Raw genomic sequence first — 21,253 nt, forward strand, 5'->3', positions numbered from 1 at the left:
CTGCGGCAGGATGGCACCGTGCCGAACCGAGATTTCGATCCCGCCGCCATGCGTGAGCACTACCGCAGCGAAGCCTTCACCGAGGCCCAGCTCGCCGACGAGCCGATGGGTCAGTTCGACCGCTGGTTCAGGGAGATCGCCACAGGAGGCCTCCACGAGCCGAACGCCATGATCGTCTCCACGGCCACCCCCGACGGCCGGCCCTCGTCCCGCACCGTGCTGCTCAAGCAGTACGACAGCCGGGGCTTCGTCTTCTTCACGAACTACGCCTCCCGCAAGGGCCAGGAGATCGCTTCCAATCCGTACGTCTCGCTGCTCTTCCCGTGGCACCAGGTCGCGCGCCAGGTGGTAGTCACCGGTACGGCGGAGCGGATCGGCCGCGACGAGACAGCGGCGTACTTCAGAACGCGCCCGCACGGCTCACAGCTCGGGGCCTGGGCGAGCGCGCAGTCATCCGTGGTCGCGTCCCGCGAGGAGCTGCTCGCCCGCTACGACGAGCTGGCCGCGCGCTACCCGGAACCCGAACGCGTACCGGTGCCACCGGACTGGGGCGGCTACCGGATCGTTCCCGAGACGGTCGAGTTCTGGCAGGGCCACGCGAACCGCCTGCACGACCGCCTGCGGTACGTCACCGAGGACGGCACGTGGCGAGTGGAACGCCTCTGCCCGTAAGGCCTGTCACCCCAGGGGCCTGTGCAACGCAGAAACCCGCGGGCTCTGGTCCCTCCGAAGAGAAGCCGGCCGGACTTACCGGCGAGCCCGCGGGTCAGTGACTGCTGGGATTTCGGCCGACGATCTGTCGGCCTGCACTAAGTGCGACGACGGGCCGTCAGCCCGCAGTCACCTCACGAGTCCGGAAAGAATTCACTTCCCGATCACCTCCCTTCCAGTGTGGGCCACACACTAGGAGCCGCTTTGGCGCTGCTCAAGCGATTTTCTGAGGCTCCCGTCCACCGGGGTTCTCCTGCCTGGTGGCGTAGACGTAGCCGTCGGCCCTTTGCAGAAGCCGTAGATTTCTGTGGGAGACGTCGAAGCGACCCGTCGGTGTGGTGAGGCGGTGCTGGCCGTTGGCGCGGACGGCGATACGGCCGACCCACGCCCCTATCCACTTGCCGCGAGGGACCTGGGCGCGTACGAGGTCACCGGTGACGTAGCCGTAGTGCTGCTTGGCACGGGTTCGCCGTAGGCGGGGAAAGCCGAACCGGTCCGGGGTCGTGCGGGCGTACGTACCACGACCTGTCGCTCTGATGACGCAGACCCGCTCGGCAACGCGGACGACGCGGTCTCCGTTCTCGTGATCGAGGTGGCCGACGGCAAGGGCGTCGAGAGAGTGGCTCTTGCCCAGCCCCATGGCAGTGCGGTTCCACTTCGTGCGTCCGCCCGACCATGCGCTCACCGGACGGCCCAAAGAGTCCAAAGTCTCGGCGAGTCGCCAGCGGGTCGCGTTCATGACTGCGGCGTCGAGCAGAGGGCTCTTGGCGTCCCGGAGGATCGTGGCGAGGCGATCGGGTCGGCGCGCCAGGAAGTCTTCTACCGCTGTCGTGCCCTTGGCCTGATTGCAAGGAATGCAGGCAAGGGTCAGGTTCGAGACGCGGCTGGAGCCGCCACGGCTGCGCGGGTGGATGTGGTCGATATTCAGCGGCACCCCGGTGGCCCCGCAATAGGCGCAGGCGCGGTCCCACTTGGTAAGGAGGTACTCCCGGACCTCGGTCCCGGCGAGGGTTCCGTTCTGGTACTCGGAAGCGGTGAGGGTCCTGCCCGCGCTCAGGGCGTGGGTGTCGAACGCGACGCGCTCGATATGGATTTCGGTGACTGGTGCCCATGTGCACAGCCGACGGACAGTCGACAGGGTCGTATCGACGCGGTGTTGCAGTGACGGTGGTAACCAGGCGTTCGGGCGCGTGCGGTTGTCGAAGCGGGGAGCGCGGTGGCGGAGGTTCGCCGAGCGCCGTCTGCGGCGGTAGCCCGCTCGCTGGCGCATGCTCTGATGGATCTGGTCGCCCCGGTGCTGGAGCTCGATCGAAATCAAGCCTCGTCGCACGGCGACTTTGGCGCCGTCCTTGGCGGATTCCCTTTTCACATCGGTGACAGCGATGCCTGTTCCCTTGGAGCCGGGGTCGATGCGCAGTTGTACGCCCTCGACCTCCGAGTCTGCGAAGGTGCGGTCCTTCAGCCGGATGGTGAAGGGAGCCTGCCGGATGACTACGGCGCGGTCCTTGGCAAGGAGTTCCCGTGCGCGGGCGGGGTGGCACGGCATCAAAGGGCCTCCGTCCTTCCCGAGAACGAATACCCTGCCGGCCCCCACACCGCCTTGGTACCTGGTGGGAACGTCACCGTTCCCGGTCTCTGCCTGTTCGGCGTGACGCCGATGGGGTGTGGTGCCCTCCCTACCGGTCTCCCCTCGCCCATGTTCCCTGCCGGTGCCGCGCGCAATGGTGCGGTGTCCATGAGCCGTTTCGTCCCTGCTCCCAGGGGTGTCTGCTCCCACGGATTCCAGCGCAGGCTGCTGAGGAAGCACAGCCTGGTGGGTCTGCTCGCCTGCAGGAAACGTAGCCATCGAAGGCACCTCTTCTTGATCGACTGATCGCGATGGCTCGAGCTGGCCACTCTCTGAACCTTCCGTCCGGGGAGCGAGTGGCCTCCCTTCACGTGTGCTTCGGACGTTAATGCGAGGGCCGCCGCTGCGAGCCGGAGGCCGGTCGATATCACCCGTGCGTGTGATCCGCTTCGAGACTACGAACGCATGAGAGGGGTGCCTCTCTCTCCACAAGGACCTCTGACTTCTTCGAAACGTGGTGTGTGCTGCGTCACGTTCCAGTTGAATGATCCCGAGTTCAGCAGACAGCAGTGCGGCAGACAGCAGTGCAGCAAAGGCGAACACCTGCAGGGGGTGCCAGGTGAGTGCTTCCCGGATTGGCGAGACCACCGACGCGTACGGTCCCGACGAGCCAGGACCCGGTTCCGACGATCTTCTTGCCGCGCTTCTCGACGGCATGGACGCGGCGCTCTGTGCCTTCGACGCGGACGGGGTGATCACCCACTGGAACCGCGAGGCCGAGCGGATCCTCGGGTGGACGGCGGACGAGGCGGTCGGGCGGGCCGGTCTCGCGGGGTGGGCGGCGAGGGCGGCGGACGCGGACGAGGTGCAGGGACGGCTGATGTCGGCGATGCACGCTCCGGGCCGTCAGGTGCACGAATTCGCGCTTCTGCGGAAGGACGGTGGGCGCGTTCTCGTACGTACACAGTCGGCGGGAGTGCGCGGTGCGGAGGGCAAGCCCGCCGGGGTCTACTGCGCGTTCAGTGAGGTGCACGCGCAGATCGACCTGGAACGGGCGATCGCGCTGAGCGAGGCGCTCTTCGACGACGCGTCCTGGGGCGTCGTTCTGGTGGACGTGGACCTGCGTCCCACTGTCGTCAACGTGCACGCGGCGCGCGCTCTCGGAGTGGGGCGTACGGCGCTCCTGGGCCGTCCCCTCGGGGAGCTCATCGTCCAGGGCGTGGAAGAGCTGGAGGGCGCTCTGCAGCACGTACTGGCGGAGGGGGCGCCGCCGGCCCCCGCCGAGCTGTGGGTGACGCTGCGCAGGGTGGAGGCGGGCGGGAAGGGCGAGCGGCGGCGGTGCTGGCGCAGCGGCTTCCTGCGGCTGGCCTCGCCGCTCGCGGAGGAACCGGTCCCGCTGGGCGTCGGCTGGCTGTTCCAGGACATCACCGAGGCGAAGACCGCGGAACAGGAAGCCTCGCAGCTGCGCTTCCGCGGCAACCAACTGCACCGCGCCGGGCGCGCGGCCGCCGAGTGCGAGGACCCGATGGAAGCGGCGTTGTCGTACCTGGACTTCGCCCTCGCCGGATTCGCCGACCACGCGCTGGTGGACCTGACGGCGGGGGATCACCCGGCCCGCCTGGTCCGGGCGGCGGCCACGCCGTCGGGTGCCCCGGGGCCCTGTCTCCCGGTGACCGGCGGAGCCGGCATCCCCGTCCCGTATCCGCCCGGTCATCCGGCGCTCCAGTCCCTCGACCGTCTCGGCTCGGTACGGGCGAGCGGGGGACCGCAGGACTGGGCGGAGCGGCGCCAGTGGCCGAAGGACACCGTGCACGCCTTGTGCACGGTGCTGCGCAGCCGCGGCCGGACGCTGGGCGTGGCCACCTTCCTGCGCGGTCCGAGCCGCAGTGCCTTCGAGCGCCCGGACGCGACGTACGCGGAGAACATCGCCGTGCGGGTGGCGGCGGCGATCGACTTGGCGCAGGTGCTGAGAGCGACGTAAGACGTAAGAAGCGAACCCGGGAACGGGCCGTCCTACGCCGCGTGCAGCGCCAGCGTCGGGGAGAGCCGTGCCGCTCGTACGGCCGGGTACAGGCCGGCGATCGTGCCGATGACCAGCGTCGCCCCGAATCCGCCGCCGACCGCCCATGGGGGCACGACCCACGGCAGGCCGCCGGAGTACGCGTAGATCCCCGTCGCGGCGGCGCCCATCGCGACCCCGGCCAGGCCGCCCAGGCCCGAGAGCATCAGCGACTCGGTGACGAACTGGATGCGGATCTGGCCGCGGGTCGCACCCAGGGAGCGGCGGAGCCCGATCTCGTAACGTCGCTCCAGCACCGAAATGATCATGGTGTTGGCGACCCCGACGCCGCCCACCAGCAGCGCGATCCCCCCGAGTCCGAGGAGCAGACTGCTGAACGCGCCCTTGGTGGCGGCTTTCGCCTGCAGAGCCGACGACGGGTCGGTCACCTGTACGTTCTGGGGATTCCGCGGGTCGACGGTGGAGGCGATCAGCTTACGCACCTCGTGTACGGAGGAGTCCGACGAGCGTTCGTACACCGACGTCGGGTGGCCGTCGAAGCCGAGCAGCTTCTGCGCACCCTGCCAGCCGACCAGTGCGGAGCGTTCGATCTCGGGAGAGAGCGGCAAGGGGCCGAGGATGCCGACGACGGTGAAGTACCGGTCGCCGATGTAGACCTGCTGACCCGGTGCGGTGATGCCGAGCCGCTGGGCGGAGACGTGGCCGAGTACGACCGAGGGATAGCGGCCGCTGGCCTGGTTGAGCCATGTGCCGGCGGCGACCTCACCGCGCAGCACCTTCAGCAACTCCTCCGTCGCGGCCTTGACCGCGATGCCGCCTGTCTCGTCCTCGGAGATCTTCTCGCTGCGCCGCACCGCTTCCTTGATGTCGCCGGTCGCGGCTGCCTCCTCGACCCCGTCGATGCGTCCCACCATGCCGACCGCGTCCTTGGGCAGCTTGACGTCCTCACCGGAGAACACCGGTTCGCCGGGGGTCGCCACCAGCATGTTGGTTCCCAGCCTGTCGAGTTCGCGCATCAGCTGAGCCTGGCTGGACGCGGAGACGCCGACCACCGCGATCATGGTGGCGATTCCGATAGCGATGCCCAGTGCGGACAGGACGACGCGCACAGGGCGGCTGCGCAGCCCGGCCGAGCCGACATGCAGGACGTCGCGGGGACCGAGCCGGGCTGCTCTGAGTCGTGTACGGACATGTGTGCGGGCCATCAGTTGTCGCTCCTCAGGTCCGCCACGACCCGGCCGTCGCGGATGCGTACCTGGCGGGGCAGCCGCTCGGCGATCTCCGTGTCGTGAGTGATGACCGCGATCGTCGCGCCCTCCTTGTTGAGGTCGTGGAGCAGCGCCATCACCGCTTCCCCGGAAGCGGAGTCCAGTGCTCCGGTGGGCTCGTCGGCGAGCAGCAGATCCGGCTCGCCGACGACTGCACGCGCTATCGCCACCCGCTGTTTCTGCCCACCGGACAACTCGTGCGGCCTGTGCCCCATCCGGTCCGCCAGCCCCACCCGCTCCAGCGCGTCCGCGGCCCGCCGACGCCGCTGTGCGGGGGAAAGGCCGGAGTAGAGCAGCCCCTCCGCCACGTTGTCGCGGGCGCTGATGCCGGGCACCAGGTGGAACGCCTGGAAGACGAAGCCGACGTGCTGGGCGCGCAGCGCGGACAGTTCGCGGTCGGTGAGTGTGGCGACATCGTGTCCTGCGATGGCGACCGTTCCGGCGGTCGGCCGGTCCAGGGTGCCGACGATGTGCAGCAGGGTGGACTTGCCGGAGCCGGACGGGCCCACGATGCCCAGCAGTTCGCCCTCCTCGACAGCGAGGTCGACGCCGCGCAGGGCGGCGACACCGCCGGGGTACTCCTTGGTGACTTCTCTCAGGTCGACGACGGCGCTCATATCTTGGGCACCCCGACCATCATGCCGTCGCGCAGTCCGCCGCCGCTGACCTCTACCCGGCCCTGCCCGAACATGCCGAGTTCGACCTTCACCTCGCGCGACTTGCCGTTCTCGACGACCTCGACGCCGAAGCCGCCGCCGGGCAGTGCGAGAAGTGCGTTCACGGGAACGGACAGAACGCCTTCGCGGGTGTCTCCGGTGAGGTTGACGGTGACCGGGGACTGGTCGAAGCCGCTGACCTTCTCCGGTGCGTCGAAGGAAACGGTCACGTCGATCTTGGGCGTTGTGTCCTGCGGGTCGTCGCCCGGCTTGGCGGTCTTGCCGACCGAGGAGACCTCACCCTGAGCGCTGGAGCCGTCCGGCAGGCCGACGGTGACCTTGGTGCCGGCTTTGGCGAGCTTTCCGTCGGTGACGTCCAACTTGAACGTGACGACCCTCTCCGAGCTCGTGGTGGTGAAAACGGGCCGGCCCGGTGCCGCCTGGTCTCCGACAGCCGACTCCGCGCTCTTGATACGTACCGGACCCGGCGCGAAGGCGACGTGCTCGGGACCGACGCGGCCGGTCTGCTTGAGCTCGTGAGCCTTCTGCCAGCGCTTGACAGCGGCCGCGGTCAGCGACGTGTACTCGTCGTCGACGGTGAAGCCCGTGTAGCCGAGGGCGGCGAGGTTCTGTTCCAGCTGTTCGACGTCCCTGCCCTCGTCGCCGGTCTTCAGCGTCCGGTACATCGGTCCGGCGCCGTACATCAGGCGGACGGGCTTGCCGTCGATCTCGTACAGCCTGCCGTCCCGCTTCACCGCGGAACCGGTGCCGGCGGCCCAAGTGAGCGTTCCCGTGACGCCCGCGTTGAGTTTGCGTTCCCTGGCGTAACCGAGCGTTCCCTCGACCTGGGTGCTGTTACTGAGGTCGCCGCGCTCGACGGGAGCGGTAGCGGGCGGCAGGGCGGAGTCCTGCGGGGGTTCGCTCCTGCCCGGGGCGCTCAGGGCGGTCGCGGCGACTCCGCCGCCGGCCACGGCGAGCACCACCACCGCGGCGATGAGTGTCCTGCGCCGCTTCATCGCATGACGCTTTCGCAGGCCTTGTTGGCCTTCTCGAACTTCTCCTTCTCGACGCCCTTCGGCATCGGCAGCGCTTCCGTCATCCCGCCGTCGAACTTCGGGTCGGGCATGTTGTAACCGTTCTTGCGCATGCACTGGGCGTGCTTGACCATCTTGTCCTTGTCGGCCTGGGTGATCCCCGCACCCGCCGAGCCGGGGCCGCCCTTCCCGGCGCATGCCTTCAGCGCCTTCTCCATGGCTTCCTTGCTCAACCCGTCGCCGCTGATCGTCATGCCGCGCTCGTCCTCGCCCGGCTTGGGGTCGGGGACGTCGAGCCCGTTGTCGCGCAGACACTTGCGGTGCTTGGCCGCGTCGTCGCTGGCCTTGCCCGCGTTCGTACCGGAGTCCTTCGACGTGTCATTACTGCTGCCGCCGGAGCAGGCCGAGGCGAAGAGGGCGAGCGCGGCGAATCCTGAAGCGAAGGCCGCCGAGCGCGTACGGGAACGGGCAGGTGTCCTGGTGCTCATGGTTCTTCTCCTTCTGAAGGGGACACCGCGAGCGTTCCAAGGAACGGCATTTCGTTTCTCTCAGGCCAGACGCTTACATCGCCGAAAGGTCCCCTTCAGGTACACAGAGCGCATGCGTGTGCTGCTGGTGGAGGACGAGGCATTTCTGGCCGAGATGATCGCCGAGGGCTTGCGCCGCGACGCGATCGCGGTGGACGTGGCGCCCGACGGCCTGACGGCCCTGCGCAAGCTCGGTCTTGGCGAGTACGACGTACTGGTCCTGGACCGCGATCTGCCGGGGCTGCACGGCGACGACGTGTGCCGCAAGGTCGTCGAGCAGCGGCTGCTGACCCGCATCCTGATGCTGACGGCTTCGGGGACGGTACGGGACCGGGTCGACGGCCTGGGCCTCGGCGCCGACGACTACCTCACCAAACCGTTCGCGTACGACGAACTGCTCGCCCGCATCCTGGCGCTCGGCCGGCGCGCCCGGCCCGCGCTGCCCCCGGTCCTCGAACGCGCGGGACTGGTCCTGGACACCGCCCGGCGGCAGGTCAGCAGGGACGGCCGCTACCTCGCGCTCTCGCGCAAGGAATTCGCCGTACTGGAGACCTTGATGCGCGCCGACGGGGCGGTGGTCAGCGGCGACGACCTGATCGAGCAGGTGTGGGAGGAGGACACCAGCTACCGCACCAACGCGGTCCGCGTCACCCTCAGCAAACTGCGCGCGAAGCTGGGTGAGCCGCAGGTGATCGAGACGGTCCCGGGTGCGGGCTACCGGGTCGGCGGTGCGGCATGACGAGTGAGCGCGGGCGTCTGACGGCGCTCTACGGCGGCCTGCTCGTGCTGGCCGGTGTGCTGCTGATCGGCTTCGTCCACCTCCTCGTACGGGACGCACTGCACTCCAGCATCAGCACGGCGGTCACCACGACCGTGCCGTACGCCGACCTCGCCGTCCCGGGCACGGACCCGGGCCCGGACTGGCGGGAGGCGGCCCCCGCCCGGCGGGCGGAACCGGGCACCCCCGTCGATCTCGGCCCGGGGGTGGCGGCGGAGTACGCGGCGACCCGGCGGATCAGCAACGCGGCCGAGGACGCCGCCCTGGAGAGCCTGCTGACGGTGTCCGGCGTGGCGCTCGCCTTCTTTTCGGCCGCCTCCGTGGCCCTGGCCTGGTGGATGGCGGGCAGGGTGCTGCGCCCGGTCGGGGTGATCACCGCGCGGGCGCGCCGGCTGTCGGGCGAGAACCTCCACGAACGGCTCGCCCTCAAGGCGCCGCCGGGCGAACTCAAGGAACTCGCCGACACGTTCGACGGAATGCTCGACCGGATAGAGCAACTCGTCTCCGCCCAGCAGCGCTTCGCCGCCAACGCCGCCCACGAACTGCGGACGTCCCTCGCCGTGCAGCGGGCAGCGGCAGAGATCGGACTGGCCGGCGAACCGTCGCCGGAGAAGGTCGCCCGTATCCGGGAGAAGCTGATCGAGACGGCGGGGGAGAGCGAGCAGCTCATCGAGGGCCTGCTGCTTCTCGCGGTCTCCGACCAGGGGATCCAGCGCCGTGAACCCGCCGCGCTGGACGCGATCGCCCGCACGGTGGCGACGGGGCTGACCGAGGATGCCCGGCGCCGGGGCGTCACGGTGGAGGCTTCGGCGCAGCCGCTGACGGTACGGGGAGACGCGGTCCTGCTCGAACACCTCGTTCACAACCTCGCCGCCAACGCGATCCGCCACAACCACCCGGGGGGCCGGGTGCGGCTCCGTGTGTCCCCTGACGGCCTGGAAGTCTCCAACACGGGCCCCCTCGTCCTGCCCGCTACGGTGCCCCGCCTTTTCGAGCCGTTCCGCCGGGCGCGGGAGCGCCACCATGCGCCGGGTGAGGGCGCGGGGCTGGGGCTGTCCATCGTGGCGTCCATTGCGCGCGCCCACGGCGCGCTGACGGCGGCCGTGGCGAACCCGGGTGGCGGGTTGACCGTACGGGTGACGTTCCCGGGAACGTAGGGCGTGCGCTCCGGGGAACGCACGGTGACGACGCGATCAGTGCCGGTAGAAGATCCGGTCGCGGTACTCCGTCATCACGCGGCCGTTCCATTCGTGGCCGCCGTCGACGTTGCCCGAGCGCAGCAATGGAGGTTCGATGCCGCGCTCCGCCAGGTCGCCCGCAGCGGTCGCCATGACGGCCTGCACCAGAGCGCTCGTCACGACAGTCGACGCGGGCGCGAAGGGCGCCTCGATGCCCGGCGCCGTGAGTTCCGCGTCGCCGACCGCGATCTTGCTGTCGAGGACGATGTCGCAGTGGTCCTTCAGGTACGTTCCCGAGACGTGCCGGGACTTGGTCTCTCGCGTGTACGCCACCGAGGTCACGCCGATGACCTTCAGGCCGAGCGCCCGCGCGTTCATCGCCATTTCCACCGGCAGCGCGTTGCGCCCCGACAGCGAAATGATCACCAGTACGTCGCCCGGCTTGGCGGGGCTGCTGTCCAGCACGGCTGCCGCGAGCCCGTCGACGCGTTCCAGGGCGGAGCCCAGCGTGGCGGGCATGACGTCCACGCCGACGGTCCCGGGAACGGCGAGCAGGTTCATCAGGGCGAGGCCGCCGGCCCGGTAGACGACGTCCTGGGCGGCCAGCGAGGAGTGGCCGGCGCCGAAGGCGAAGAGCCGCCCTCCCGCAGCCACCGCGTCGGCGATGGCTGCGCCGGCGGCTGCGATGTTCCGGGCCTCCTCGTCGCGGACGCGGTGCAGCAGCCCGATCGCGGCGTCGAAGAACTGACCGGCCAGTTTGCTTTCGCTCATCGCGCAGGGCCCTTTCCAGCGGTACATCGTGCGAGTGTCGTGCGACGGTGGCGCGGATCACGTTGCGGTCTGGACCAGTGCCGTGTCAATACGGCTTCCGGTCGGCGCGGCACGGTTGTCAGCGCTATGCGTCAGAATTGGGTCAGGGCCAGCGCACGAGTAATCGAGGGGCACGTATGTCCGGACTGATCGACACAACGGAGATGTATCTCCGCACCATCCTCGAGCTCGAGGAAGAAGGCGTCGTCCCCATGCGCGCCCGTATCGCCGAGCGGCTCGACCAGAGCGGACCAACAGTGAGCCAGACCGTGGCGCGTATGGAGCGCGACGGGCTGGTGACAGTGGCGGGCGACCGTCACCTGGAGCTGACCGACGAGGGCCGCAAGCTCGCCACCCGCGTGATGCGCAAGCACCGGCTCGCCGAGTGTCTGCTCGTCGACGTGATCGGCCTGGAGTGGGAGCAGGTCCACGCGGAGGCATGCCGGTGGGAGCACGTGATGAGTGAGGCGGTGGAGCGGCGCGTCCTGGAGCTGCTGCGTCACCCGACGGAGTCTCCGTACGGCAACCCGATCCCCGGCCTGGAGGAGCTTGGCGAGAAGGCTGAGGCGGACCCGTTCCTGGACGACAACATGGTCAGCCTGAACGACCTGGCACCCGGCCCGGAGGGCAAGACCGTCGTCGTACGCCGGATCGGGGAGCCGATCCAGACGGATGCCCAGCTGATGTACACGCTGCGACGCGCGGGCGTGCAGCCCGGGTCGGTCGTGAGTGTGACGGAGTCGCCCGGTGGGGTACTTGTCGGCAGCAGTGGCGAGGCCGCGGAGCTCGGTGCCGAGGTGGCCTCGCACGTTTTCGTCGCCAAGCGCTGACACCGGCGCTCCGGCGGCAACGGCCCCCGGCCCCAACGTCGTTGGGGCCGGTCCGGCGATCCTCCGGAATCCCAGCGACCGGGCGGATCCCGTGCCAGGCTGTGACCGAAGCACTTGACGTGAGGGCCGCCGACCGGTCTGCCGGTTCGGTCGGGGAGGGGGCAGGGGATGCGCCCGTCGCGCTGGTACGGCCTGGGGGGTCGTCCTGTTCGTTCTGTTCGTTGTGAAGGGGACGGCTCCGGCGCCCTGAGGCGCCGGAGCCGGTCCTCCCCTGCGCTGACCCGGAGCCCCGAGCTCCCAGGGTCAGCCCCCGCGGTCCGTCTTCCCCGAGCGGCCCGCCTCCCGCTGAAGATCTCCCCTCGGCGGCGGGAGTCAATCCTTGAGCGTGGTCACTCGAAAGAGGGGTGTTGCGCGCCGCAAGCGCGTTTTCGAATACAGGTTCGATAGTCTGGCTCGACTCGACCACTCATGGACGGACCACCCGGGGGACGAAGGGGGTGCCAGGACATATGGTGCGGCGCATTGACGTGACCGGAGCCGACGGCGTACGCCTCGCGGCCTGGGAGTTCGCCGACCTGCCCAAGGGGAGCGGGGAAACCGACCGCGCCCCCGGGGTCTTATTGCTCCACGGCCTGATGGGCCGGGCCTCGCACTGGGCGGGCACGGCGCGCTGGCTCTCCGAGCGCTACCACGCGGTCGCCCTCGACCAGCGCGGCCACGGCCGCAGCGACAAGCCGGCCGACGGCCCGTACACCCGCGAGGCGTACGTCGCCGACGCCGAAGCCGCGGTCGAGCAGCTGGGTCTCGCGCCCGTCACGCTCATCGGCCACTCCATGGGCGCTCTGACTGCCTGGCAGCTCGCCGCCAAGCGCCCCGATCTCGTCCGCGCGGTCGTCATCTGCGACATGCGGGCGGGTGCGCTCGGTGCCGCGTCTCAGCGTGAGTGGGACGACTGGTTCAAGTCGTGGCCCGTCCCGTTCGCGACGCTCGCCGACGTACGCAAGTGGTTCGGCGAGGACGACCCCTGGGTGGAGCGGCCGAGCCCGGCCCGCGGCGAGTTCTTCGCCGAGGTCATGGCCGAACGGGCCGACGGCTGGCGCCCGCTCTTCTCCCGCCGCCAGATGCTCACTTCCCGCGAGACATGGGTGTACGACGCCCACTGGGAGGAGTTGGCACTGGTCCAGTGCCCGGCCCTGGTGGTGCGCGGCCTCGACGGCGAACTGGGGCGAGCGGAGGCGCAGGAGATGGTCAGAGTGCTGCCGCGCGGGCGGTACGCGGAGGTGGTCGACGCGGGCCACCTTGTCCATTACGACCAGCCGGAGGGCTGGCGCACCGCGATCGAGTCGTTCCTGGAGGAGACCGCGGAGGAGCCGGTCGTTCCGCCCCTGGGCCACCCCTGACGGCCGTTGGTGCCGGCGGGGCAGCCGCTGCGCGGGGCGTTCCCCTACCCGCCCCTCCCCGCAACTGGGGCTCCGCCCCAGACCCCGCTCCTCAAGCGCCTGAGGGGCTGAAAAGGTGCACAAGCGGCGTGCCAGGGTCAGCCTTTGCTTACCGCCGTCAGGATCTCCGGGAGTCGCGCCGCTGCCTGCGGTGCCGACCAGCGCACGCCCGCCCAGGAGATCAGCGCGCCGTACGCCGTGCCCAGTGGTAGCACCAGCCACAACCAGTCCTGTGCGTCGGCCACATGAAGCCAGATCGTCAGCGCGATCAGCGGCGCGCACAGCAGCGCCGCCGCGATCATGCCGCCGACGATGGAGATCCAGGCGAGACCCGCCTGGCCCGGCGCGACGTTCTTGTGTGTGCTGCCCTGCGGGATCGAGTACGGGAAGCGCACCGAAGCCACCGCCCCCGTCGCCAGCATCGCGCCGAGCAGCGCGAACGACAGGCCGAGGGCCTCGGGAAGGGCCCGCCAGTCGCCCACCAGCGCCGCCGTGACCACGGTGACCAGCGTCGAGTACGGGAGCGTGACCACCAACAGCGCCAGGGCCCGGGCCCGCAACTCCTCGTACGCGTCCCGCGGCGTGGAGATCGTCATGGCGACCATCCAGAAGGCCGAGGTGTCCTGGCCGAACTGGTTGTACATCTGGATGCCGAGCATCCCGGCCGCGAAGCACGCGAAGTAGATCGTGCCCGTTCCCTGGAGCGCGTTGAACACCGGCACGATCAGACCGATCACCAGCGAAGTCACCCAGGCGGCCTTGGTCTTGGGATCCCGCCACACGTACCGCAGACTGCGCTCGATCACCGTGCCCGTACGCCCGCCGGGCAGCCACCGGCCGCCGAGTCCCGGCGACGACTCCTTGCGGGCCGGCTCCGCGGCCTGGAGTGTCGAGCCGTCCGGTGACGTCATCAGTTTCACCAGACTGCGCTCCCAGGACCACAGCAGCCCCGCCAGCGCCACCACGGCCAGCAGCAACTGTGCCGCTCCACGGCCGTACGCCCCGTCGCTCACCGCGTCCACCGCGCCTATCGCCGACGCGGGCGGCACCCAGCTCAGTACGTCCGCGACCGGGTCGAGCCGCGAGAGGCCGCCGGCGGTGCTGAGCCGCTGGGCGCCGAAGTTGACCACCTGGAAGCCGACGGCGATCACCAGGCCGCTCAGCACGGCCAGATCCCGGCCCTTACGGCTCGTCAGCAGCCGGATGTTCGCCGCAGCCACGGCCCGCGCCAGCGCCAGGCACAGCAGCAGCGTCAGTGCCACGGCGAGGACGCCGACCGCCGCGGCCGCCGCGCCGTGCGCCACGGCGATCACCGACCCCAGGGCCAGGCAGAACGTGAACAGCGGTCCGATCCCGACGAGCGACGCCGTCAGCAGTGCCCGGATCAGCGGGCGCGGCCGCAACGGCAGCATGACCAGGCGGGTCGGGTCGAGCGTCTCGTCGCCGCTGGGGAAGAACAGCGGCATCACGGTCCAGCCGAGCCCGAGAATGGCCGTCAGCAGCACCACCACGGTCGTCGCGTGTTCGTTCCCGCGAAGCACGACAAGACCGATCAGCTGAAGCGCCGCGAAGAGCAGCGCGAGCACACCGGAGAGGATGTACGCCGTCCTGCGGCCGGACGACTGCCGCAGCCCATTGCGCAGCAGTGACAGCTTGAGCCGTACGAAGACGGACGTGATCCCGGGAACAGCGGAAGCGTCGCTCCCGGGAACGGTCGTGACGCCCGCGCTCATCGGGCGCCGCCGCCGAGCCAGTCCAGACTCTCCCCACTGTCCCGGCTGTTCGCACCGACCAGCTCGAGGAAGGCGTTCTGGAGAGTGGGCGCGTCGCCGCGTACCTCCGCGAGCGTTCCCTGGGCGCGAATACGGCCGACCGCCATCACCGCGACCCAGTCGCACAGTGACTCGACGAGCTCCATCACATGGCTGGAGAAGACGACGGTCGCGCCGGACAGCGTGTACCGCTCCAGCACGCCACGGATCGTCTGCGCGGACACGGGATCGACACCCTCGAAGGGCTCGTCCAGAAACAGCACTTCCGGGTTGTGCAACAGGGCTGCGGCGAGGCCGATCTTCTTGCGCATGCCCGTCGAGTAGTCGACGACGAGCTTGTGCTGAGCCCCCGCCAGGTCCAGTACGTCGAGGAGCTGCGTCGCCCGCTTGTCGACCTCGGCGCCGGGCAGCCCCCGCAGCCGCCCGGAGTACGCGAGGAGCTCACGCCCCGACAGCCGCTCGAAGAGCCGCAGTCCTTCCGGCAGTACGCCGATCCTGGCCTTGACCGCGACCGGGTCCTGCCACACGTCGTGCCCGCCGACCAGGACCGTCCCCGCGTCGGGGCGCAGCAGCCCGGTGACCATCGAAAGGGTGGTGGTCTTCCCGGCGCCGTTCGGCCCGACCAGGCCGATGAACTTGCCCGCGGGAAGCTCCAGATCGATGCCCCCGACGGCGATCTGCTCACCGAAGCGCTTCCACAGGCCCTCTACACGTACGGCGGCGGGCGGCGCCGTGTGCGCTCCGCCCGCCTCTTCTGATCCCACTGCCTTGTCAGGCATGTCGCACAACCTCTCGGTGTCCCCGTGCCGCTACGGGGAACACACTACGGTCGGCGTGTGCGCGCCGCTGCTGCCTCTCGCCCGCAGGAATACGCCAGCGGACTGATGAGCTCCTCCACGTCGGGCAGCCACCGGTTCGCCGGGGTGGGGCGGCGCGCCCATTGCACCGCGCCCATCCCGCCGAGCCGGGTCGGCGGCGCCGCGACGTAGTCGCCCTCGCCCCGGGTGACCAGGTCGATCGCCGTCGGCGTCCAGCCCAACTTCCGTACCAGATCGGGCACCTTGGCTCCGGCGCCGGGAAGTACGAAGAACAGCATCCGGCGGTCGGGCGTGCAGGTCACCGGCCCGAGCGTCAGGTTCATGCGCTCCATGCGCGCCAGCGCCAGGAAGCCGGCCGACTCGGGAACGTCCAGGGCGTCGAAGGAACGGCCCGTCGGCAGCAGGATCGACGCTCTCGACTGTTTCGACCACATGCGGCGCGCCGCGGTCGCGCTGCCCGTCGCCTGCGACGCCCAGTCGGCGGTGGCGGGGTGCGCGCCGGGCGAGGCGCAGGAGGGGACGCCGCACGAGCAGCGCTCGACGCCCTCGTCCGCCTCCAGCCAGGTGCCGGGGAACACGTCCCAGTGCCGTTCTTCCGCGTACCGCACGGCGCTGTCCAGCAGTTGATCGCCGCGCTGCTTGGGGATCTGGGCGGCATCCGTGACTCCGATGGTCTCTTCCACGAACAACTCAACTCCCGCCGTCACCTTGGGTTACGGGCGTGGGGGTGCCTTGCCGAGGAACATCGATCCTGCACGCGGGGCGCATCGGTGCATGGGCGGGGGCGCGCATGCGGCTGTGCGTCGGCGGGTGGGTAGCCAGTGGTGTGGAAGCTCGGGAATGCCCGGGAATGACAGTCAAAAGGCTGTCAATACCGTCTCTTCCGGCATGTTCTGCATTCTCGGCATTCTCTGCATATTTGCCGGGCAGTGATCAACGTGACCGGCGTGATCAGTTCACGACTCGCGACTCACGACCAACGGACCACGAATCACGGACCACTGCGGCACCAGGGGGTAGTCAATGGCAGCCAGGCCTCTCGTCGCCCGCCAGCCGAACGAACGGTTGCAGGCGCTCATTCAGGAAGCCGGGTGCTCCAATGCCGGGCTCGCCCGTCGCGTCAACATGTGCGGCGCCGAACACGGCCTCGACCTGCGGTACGACAAGACATCGGTGGCCCGCTGGCTGCGTGGACAGCAGCCGCGCGGGCGGGCTCCCGGCATCATCGCGGAAGCGATCGGGCGCAAACTCGGCCGTACGGTCACGATCGACGAGATCGGCATGGCCAACGGCAAGAACCTGGCCTCCGGAATCGGCCTGCAGTTCTCGCCGACCGTGCTCGGTGCGATCGAGCAGGTCTGCGAGCTGTGGCGCAGCGACGTGGGGCGCCGCGACTTCCTGTCGGGCTCGACGGTCGCCGCCTCGGCGCTCGTGGAGCCGAGCCGCGACTGGCTGATCACGGGAGCGGACACCCAGGTCGCCAGAACGTCGGGCGGCGGGCGGGTCGGCGCGTCGGACGTGGAGGCGGTACGGGCGACGACGGACGCCCTCGTGGACCTCGACCACCGCTTCGGCAGCGGACACGTCAGGCCGATCGTCGTCCACTACCTCAACAGCGTCGTGTCCGGGCTGCTCTCCGGCTCGTACCGTGAATCGGTCGGCCGGGACCTCTTCGCGGCAGTGGCGCGGCTGACGGAACTGGCGGGCTACATGGCCGTCGACACAGGCCAGCCGGGGCTCGCCCAGCGCTACTACATCCAGGCGCTGCGGCTCGCCCAGGCGGCGGGCGACCGCGGCTACGGCGGGTACGTACTGGCCGCGTCCATGAGCCACCTGGCCGCCCAGCTCGGGAACCCGCGCGAGATCGCGCAGCTGGCGCGGGCCGCCCAGGAGGGTGCGCGGGGGCAGGTGACGCCCCGCGCGGAGGCGATGTTCTGCGCGGCGGAGGCACGCGGGCACGCGCTCATGGGGGACGCGCGGGCATGCAACCAGATGGCGGGCAGGGCGCTGGCCGCGCTGGAGCGTACCGAGGAAGACACGGGCGACGACCCCGTGTGGATCGCGCACTTCGATCACGCCTATCTGTCGGACGAGCTCGCCCACTGCCACCGCGATCTGGGACAGGGGGAAGCGGCGGCCCGGCGGGCCCAGGACGCGCTGGACGGCCATCCGGACACGCGGGCGCGGCGGCGGGCGATCGGGCTCGTCCTACTGGCCACGGCGCAGGTCCAGCAGCGCGAGGTCGAGCAGGCCTGCCACACGGGCACACGCGCGGTGGAGCTGCTGAGTACCTTGCGGTCGAACCGGGGAGCGGAGTATCTGGAGGACTTCCAGCAGCGACTCACGCCGTACCGCGACGAACCAGCGGTACGGGAATTCGGCGCCCGGATGGAAATCCAGGCGGCGTAGGGAGACGGGGTGTACGGAGCGGCGTACCGGGGCGGCCCTTAACAGCGTCTTAAGGGCGCTTCTTGTTACAGGGCTGCCCGCCGGGCCCCGGGCGGCATGTGTGGGGACCGTGGGCGCGTGGCAGAGGCGTGGTGTCACCCGGTAGCGTGAACCGACGGTTCCGTAGGTCCACACATACGTCCACACGTAGGAGTCCCGGTGACGCAGAGCGGACAGGGTGACGAGTCGCGGCTTCCCGCCGCGCGGCCGCCCGCGCACGAAGGTGTCGTGCTGCCCGCGGACGGCAGCGGTCCCTGGATACCCGGGGCGCCCGAGGAGCAGGTGGCTCCGGCGGGTGGACAGCCGTGGGGCCAGCCGTGGGGGCCGCAGCAGTCCGCTGCTCCGCAGCCGCCTCAGCAGCAGTACGGCGCTCCGCAGCCGCCGCAGGCCCCGCAGTACGGGACGCAGCACTACGGCGCCCAGCAGCCGGCACCGCAGCAGCAGTACGGAGCGCCGCAGCCGCCTCAGCAGCAGTACGGCGCCCCGCAGCCGCAGCCCGGAGCGCCCCTGCCGCCGCAGCAGCCCGGCGCCCTGCCGCCGTCGCAGCCGCAGCCGGGGGCGCAGCAGCAGTACGGCGCGCAGCAGCAGCCGCAGGCCCCGCAGTACGGCGCGCAGCCGCCCGTACAGCAGCAGCCCCAGCAGCAGTACGGCTCCCAGCCCGCGCCTCAGCAGCCCGGTCAGCAGCAGTACGGCGCTCCGCAGCCCCAGCCGCAGGCACAGCCCCTGCCGTTGCCCGCGGAGGCCCCTGCCGGAGCCCCGGCGGCCGACGCGGACGCGACTCAGTACCTCCCGTACGTGCCGCCGACAGGCCCTGGCGCCCTGCCGCCCGAAAACCCGGCGGACTCCACGCAGTTCCTCGGCCGGCACCAGAACGCGCCCGCAGGAGCCCCGGCGGGCGACGCTGACGCCACGCAGTACCTCCCGCCCGTCACGAACGCCCAGGGCGCGCCTGAGGCGCCCTCCGGCGCGCCCTACGGCATCCGCCCGGGCGCCCCCGAAGACCGGCAGCCGCCCGCGGAGTTCGACAACCTCTTCCGGGCCGACGCCGCGCCGCCGGCGAACCCCACGCAGCAGATGCCGCCCCTGAACGCGCAGCCCCCGCACCAGCAGTACCAGCAGCCCCCGTTCGGAGCCGCGCCCCAGGGCCGCGCCGCACGCCGTAACGCGTCCCAGGCCGGGCCCCCGGCGCCCACGGGTCCCGTGACGTCCGTGGCTCCCTCGGGGGCCGCCCCGCGGCGGCGCAACTCGCCGCTGGTCCTGATCGCGGCCGTCGTCGTCGGATGCTCCGTACTGGGTCTCGGCGCGGGCGCGCTGCTCAGCAGTGGCGACGACGAGAAGACCGATGACAAGAAGCCGGTCGCAGCGGCGAGTTCGCCAGGAGGCGACGCGTCGCCGCAGGCCGCCGCGGATCCCGCCAAGCCGCAGGCCGAGTCGCTCGACGCGCTGCTCGCGGACAGCAACGACAGCCGCGCCTCCGTGATCAGCGCCGTCCAGACCATCAGGACCTGCAAGAACCTGCCGAAGGCGGCGAGCGATCTGCGAGCCGCCGCCAAGCAGCGCAACGAACTGGTGACCCGCCTCAAGGGCCTGACCGTCGACAAGCTGCCGAAGCACGCGGAGCTGTCGGCCTCCCTCACCACCGCGTGGAAGGCGTCGGAAGCGGCCGACAACCACTACGCGGCCTGGGCCGACCAGGTCGCGGGCAAGAAGGGCTGCAAGAAGGGCCACGCACGGGAGACGCCGCAGCAGCAGGCGGGCAACCGCGAGAGCGGCAAGGCGTCACAGGCGAAGAAGGAAGCCGTCGGCATGTGGAACGACATCGCGAAGCGCTACGGCCTGACGGAGCGCGACGCCACGCAGCTCTGACGGCAGTGGACGGGCGGGGGGCCGGCACCGACTCGGCGCCGGCCCCTCCCTCTCCCGCCCCGCGAAATCAGCGCGCTCAGCCGAGCAGCCCGATCAGCCCGCAGAAGGCGCCTGTACCAGCGTGTCGCCCACGTCCACGAAGCCCTCCTTCACGGACACCAGCCGCCCCCGGCGCACCACTTGGAACGTCACGTCCCTGTTGATGATCCGCGGAAAGTCCCGTGTAGCCAGCATGTGCTCCAGACGCCAGCTGAGGGTGGGTGTGAGGCCGCCCGTGTCGACTCCTTCGACACGGTTGAGCGCCCCGACCACGTCGGACGCCGAAACGCTGTCCGTGTCGCCGTCCCCGCCGCCCTTCGCGAGCGACTCGATGATCGCCTTGAGCACGGTGTACGCGATCCACGTCGTCTGCACCCCGGGCTCGGCCGGGTCGATGCGGTTGTCGGCGAAGGCGTGTTCCTTGATGACCTCGCGCATCGGGTTCCAGCGCGCGTCGCTCGCCACCGGGTACCAGCCCGTGACGTACGCGCCCTCGAAGGGCCCGTCCTTGCCGCCCGTACGGTCGAGGAGCGGCTGTCCGACGCTTCCGAGGACCGACGCGACACCGACTTCCCTGGGGGCCTCGGACTCCAGTCTCCGGAACGAGTCGAAGAAGGTCTCCGTGTGGTCGCCGAGAACCGCCGTGACGCAGCCCTTTCCGCTCCGGTACGCGTCGAACGCCCCCGCGCTGGTGAGTGCCTGCCGGGCCGACGCGGTGTAGTCGTTCGCGTCCTCCGCCGCCCGGATGTCGGTGGGCGCTTTACGGTCGCCCTCCGCGAGGCCGGAACCGAGGAGTATCGGCAGGCCGTCACCGGCGACCGTGTCGGGGCGTACCAGGGACACGCGGTCGCAGTCGCGGGCGAGCTGCCTGCCGTTGCCCGCGAGGAGAGCCGGCTGGCCGCCGTTGACTGGATACGACAGCGGGCTGGTGAACTCCTGGTCGGACGCACCGTAGCCGCCGAGGAACGGAATGCCGGCGACCTCCAGCGGCGCCATGAAGGCCCGGCCGTGCTGGCTGTACGAGCCGACGACCGCGATGGCGTTCTCGCGTACGGCCTGCTTGGCGCACTTGGCCGCGCCGACGGTGTTGTTGCGCTCGTTACAGGTGAGGACCTTGAGTTCGTGGCCCGCGAGGCCGCCGTTCGCGTTGACCCAGCGGGCGTAGGCCTCCGCCATGGCGGGCATGCCCGGCATGTTCGTGGCCGAGGTGCCCACCGGGGCCCACGTCATGACGGTTATGGGCTCCCTGGAGCCCCCCGTGGCCCCAGGGAGCATTCCGCATCCGGTCAGCAGCGACGCCCCGACCGCCGTTGCCGTGGCCGTGGCGATTAACGTCGCGGCCTTCGAGAGGAATGGGCGGGTGGAGAAATGGCTTCGCCGTCCGGTCATGTGCATGCACGCTTCCGCCCCATGGGTAACGGGGGAGTGAGCATGTCTCAACGCGCGGTGACATCGAGGTGAATTACGGGGTGCCGTACGCCCGTCCTGTCAG

At 70.4% G+C, this 21,253-nt stretch carries 18 protein-coding genes; 8 read left to right on the forward strand and 10 right to left on the reverse strand.

Annotation, left to right across the window (positions count from 1 at the left end; translation table 11 throughout):
• Positions 1-48: 48 nt before the first annotated feature.
• Positions 49-672: a pyridoxamine 5'-phosphate oxidase gene (pdxH, locus tag ABZX79_RS10180; RefSeq protein WP_355254306.1), complete on the forward strand. Its 624-nt coding sequence runs from the start codon at positions 49-51 to the stop codon at positions 670-672.
• Between the two features lie 253 nt (positions 673-925).
• Here pdxH and iscB read toward each other — a convergent pair whose 3' ends face one another.
• Positions 926-2,305: an RNA-guided endonuclease IscB gene (gene iscB / locus ABZX79_RS10185; protein WP_355254131.1), complete on the reverse strand. Its 1,380-nt coding sequence runs from the start codon at positions 2,303-2,305 to the stop codon at positions 926-928.
• 592 nt (positions 2,306-2,897) lie between these two features.
• Here iscB and ABZX79_RS10190 point away from each other — a divergent pair.
• Entirely contained in the window at positions 2,898-4,259 is a 1,362-nt protein-coding gene (locus tag ABZX79_RS10190) for a PAS domain-containing protein (RefSeq protein WP_355254133.1), read from the forward strand.
• 32 nt (positions 4,260-4,291) lie between these two features.
• Here the strand turns inward: ABZX79_RS10190 and ABZX79_RS10195 are convergent, their stop codons facing one another.
• The 4 genes from ABZX79_RS10195 to ABZX79_RS10210 are packed head-to-tail and all read right to left on the reverse strand — an operon-like array spanning position 4,292 to position 7,744.
• Entirely contained in the window at positions 4,292-5,503 is a 1,212-nt protein-coding gene (locus ABZX79_RS10195) for an ABC transporter permease (RefSeq protein ID WP_355254135.1), read from the reverse strand.
• Positions 5,503-6,183, reverse strand: coding sequence for an ABC transporter ATP-binding protein (locus tag ABZX79_RS10200; protein WP_355254137.1), 681 nt, complete (start codon positions 6,181-6,183; stop codon positions 5,503-5,505). Before ABZX79_RS10200 ends, ABZX79_RS10195 begins: the two co-directional genes overlap by 1 nt.
• A complete protein-coding gene (locus tag ABZX79_RS10205) occupies positions 6,180-7,238 on the reverse strand; it encodes a peptidoglycan-binding protein (protein ID WP_355254139.1) in 1,059 nt (352 codons plus the stop codon). Before ABZX79_RS10205 ends, ABZX79_RS10200 begins: the two co-directional genes overlap by 4 nt.
• Complete coding sequence (locus ABZX79_RS10210; protein ID WP_355254141.1) at positions 7,235-7,744, reverse strand: hypothetical protein; 510 nt, start codon at positions 7,742-7,744, stop codon at positions 7,235-7,237. Before ABZX79_RS10210 ends, ABZX79_RS10205 begins: the two co-directional genes overlap by 4 nt.
• Positions 7,745-7,856: 112 nt before the next feature.
• Here ABZX79_RS10210 and ABZX79_RS10215 point away from each other — a divergent pair, with 112 nt between their 5' ends.
• Both ABZX79_RS10215 and ABZX79_RS10220 read left to right on the forward strand, forming a co-directional pair.
• Complete coding sequence (locus ABZX79_RS10215; RefSeq protein WP_355254143.1) at positions 7,857-8,522, forward strand: response regulator transcription factor; 666 nt, start codon at positions 7,857-7,859, stop codon at positions 8,520-8,522.
• Positions 8,519-9,718 (forward strand): ATP-binding protein, encoded by a 1,200-nt coding sequence (locus ABZX79_RS10220; protein ID WP_355254145.1) that lies wholly within the window; start codon positions 8,519-8,521, stop codon positions 9,716-9,718. The genes ABZX79_RS10215 and ABZX79_RS10220 overlap by 4 nt, the downstream gene beginning before the upstream one ends.
• A gap of 36 nt (positions 9,719-9,754) precedes the next feature.
• On the opposite strand, the gene ABZX79_RS10225 is transcribed toward ABZX79_RS10220, so the two are convergent.
• Entirely contained in the window at positions 9,755-10,510 is a 756-nt protein-coding gene (locus ABZX79_RS10225; protein ID WP_355254147.1) for an SIS domain-containing protein, read from the reverse strand.
• 176 nt (positions 10,511-10,686) lie between these two features.
• On the opposite strand from ABZX79_RS10225, the gene ABZX79_RS10230 reads away from it, so the two are divergent.
• Together ABZX79_RS10230 and ABZX79_RS10235 are read left to right on the forward strand one after the other, a co-directional pair.
• Complete coding sequence (locus ABZX79_RS10230; RefSeq protein ID WP_069928273.1) at positions 10,687-11,379, forward strand: metal-dependent transcriptional regulator; 693 nt, start codon at positions 10,687-10,689, stop codon at positions 11,377-11,379.
• A gap of 509 nt (positions 11,380-11,888) precedes the next feature.
• Positions 11,889-12,779, forward strand: coding sequence for an alpha/beta hydrolase (locus ABZX79_RS10235; protein WP_355254150.1), 891 nt, complete (start codon positions 11,889-11,891; stop codon positions 12,777-12,779).
• 137 nt (positions 12,780-12,916) lie between these two features.
• Here ABZX79_RS10235 and ABZX79_RS10240 read toward each other — a convergent pair whose 3' ends face one another.
• From ABZX79_RS10240 to ABZX79_RS10250, 3 genes are read right to left on the reverse strand one after another with little or no spacing between them, the layout of a single operon-like run.
• Positions 12,917-14,551, reverse strand: coding sequence for a transporter (locus ABZX79_RS10240; RefSeq protein ID WP_355254152.1), 1,635 nt, complete (start codon positions 14,549-14,551; stop codon positions 12,917-12,919).
• Positions 14,548-15,369, reverse strand: coding sequence for an ABC transporter ATP-binding protein (locus tag ABZX79_RS10245; protein WP_355254154.1), 822 nt, complete (start codon positions 15,367-15,369; stop codon positions 14,548-14,550). Before ABZX79_RS10245 ends, ABZX79_RS10240 begins: the two co-directional genes overlap by 4 nt.
• A 44-nt stretch (positions 15,370-15,413) precedes the next feature.
• On the reverse strand, positions 15,414-16,091 hold the full coding sequence (locus ABZX79_RS10250; RefSeq protein WP_355254156.1) for a bifunctional DNA primase/polymerase: 678 nt from the start codon (positions 16,089-16,091) through the stop codon (positions 15,414-15,416).
• Positions 16,092-16,431: 340 nt separating this feature from the next.
• Here ABZX79_RS10250 and ABZX79_RS10255 point away from each other — a divergent pair, with 340 nt between their 5' ends.
• On the forward strand, positions 16,432-17,817 hold the full coding sequence (locus ABZX79_RS10255) for a transcriptional regulator (protein WP_355254158.1): 1,386 nt from the start codon (positions 16,432-16,434) through the stop codon (positions 17,815-17,817).
• A gap of 198 nt (positions 17,818-18,015) precedes the next feature.
• The gene (locus ABZX79_RS10260; RefSeq protein ID WP_355254160.1) at positions 18,016-19,722 is read left to right on the forward strand and encodes a hypothetical protein; all 1,707 of its coding nucleotides are present in this window, start codon (positions 18,016-18,018) and stop codon (positions 19,720-19,722) included.
• 93 nt (positions 19,723-19,815) lie between these two features.
• Here ABZX79_RS10260 and ABZX79_RS10265 read toward each other — a convergent pair whose 3' ends face one another.
• Positions 19,816-21,150, reverse strand: coding sequence for an ABC transporter substrate-binding protein (locus tag ABZX79_RS10265; protein WP_355254308.1), 1,335 nt, complete (start codon positions 21,148-21,150; stop codon positions 19,816-19,818).
• Between the last annotated feature and the right edge of the window lie 103 nt (positions 21,151-21,253).

The sequence above is a fragment of the Streptomyces sp. NPDC002994 genome (assembly GCF_040611155.1).
Taxonomy (GTDB): Bacteria; Actinomycetota; Actinomycetes; order Streptomycetales; family Streptomycetaceae; genus Streptomyces.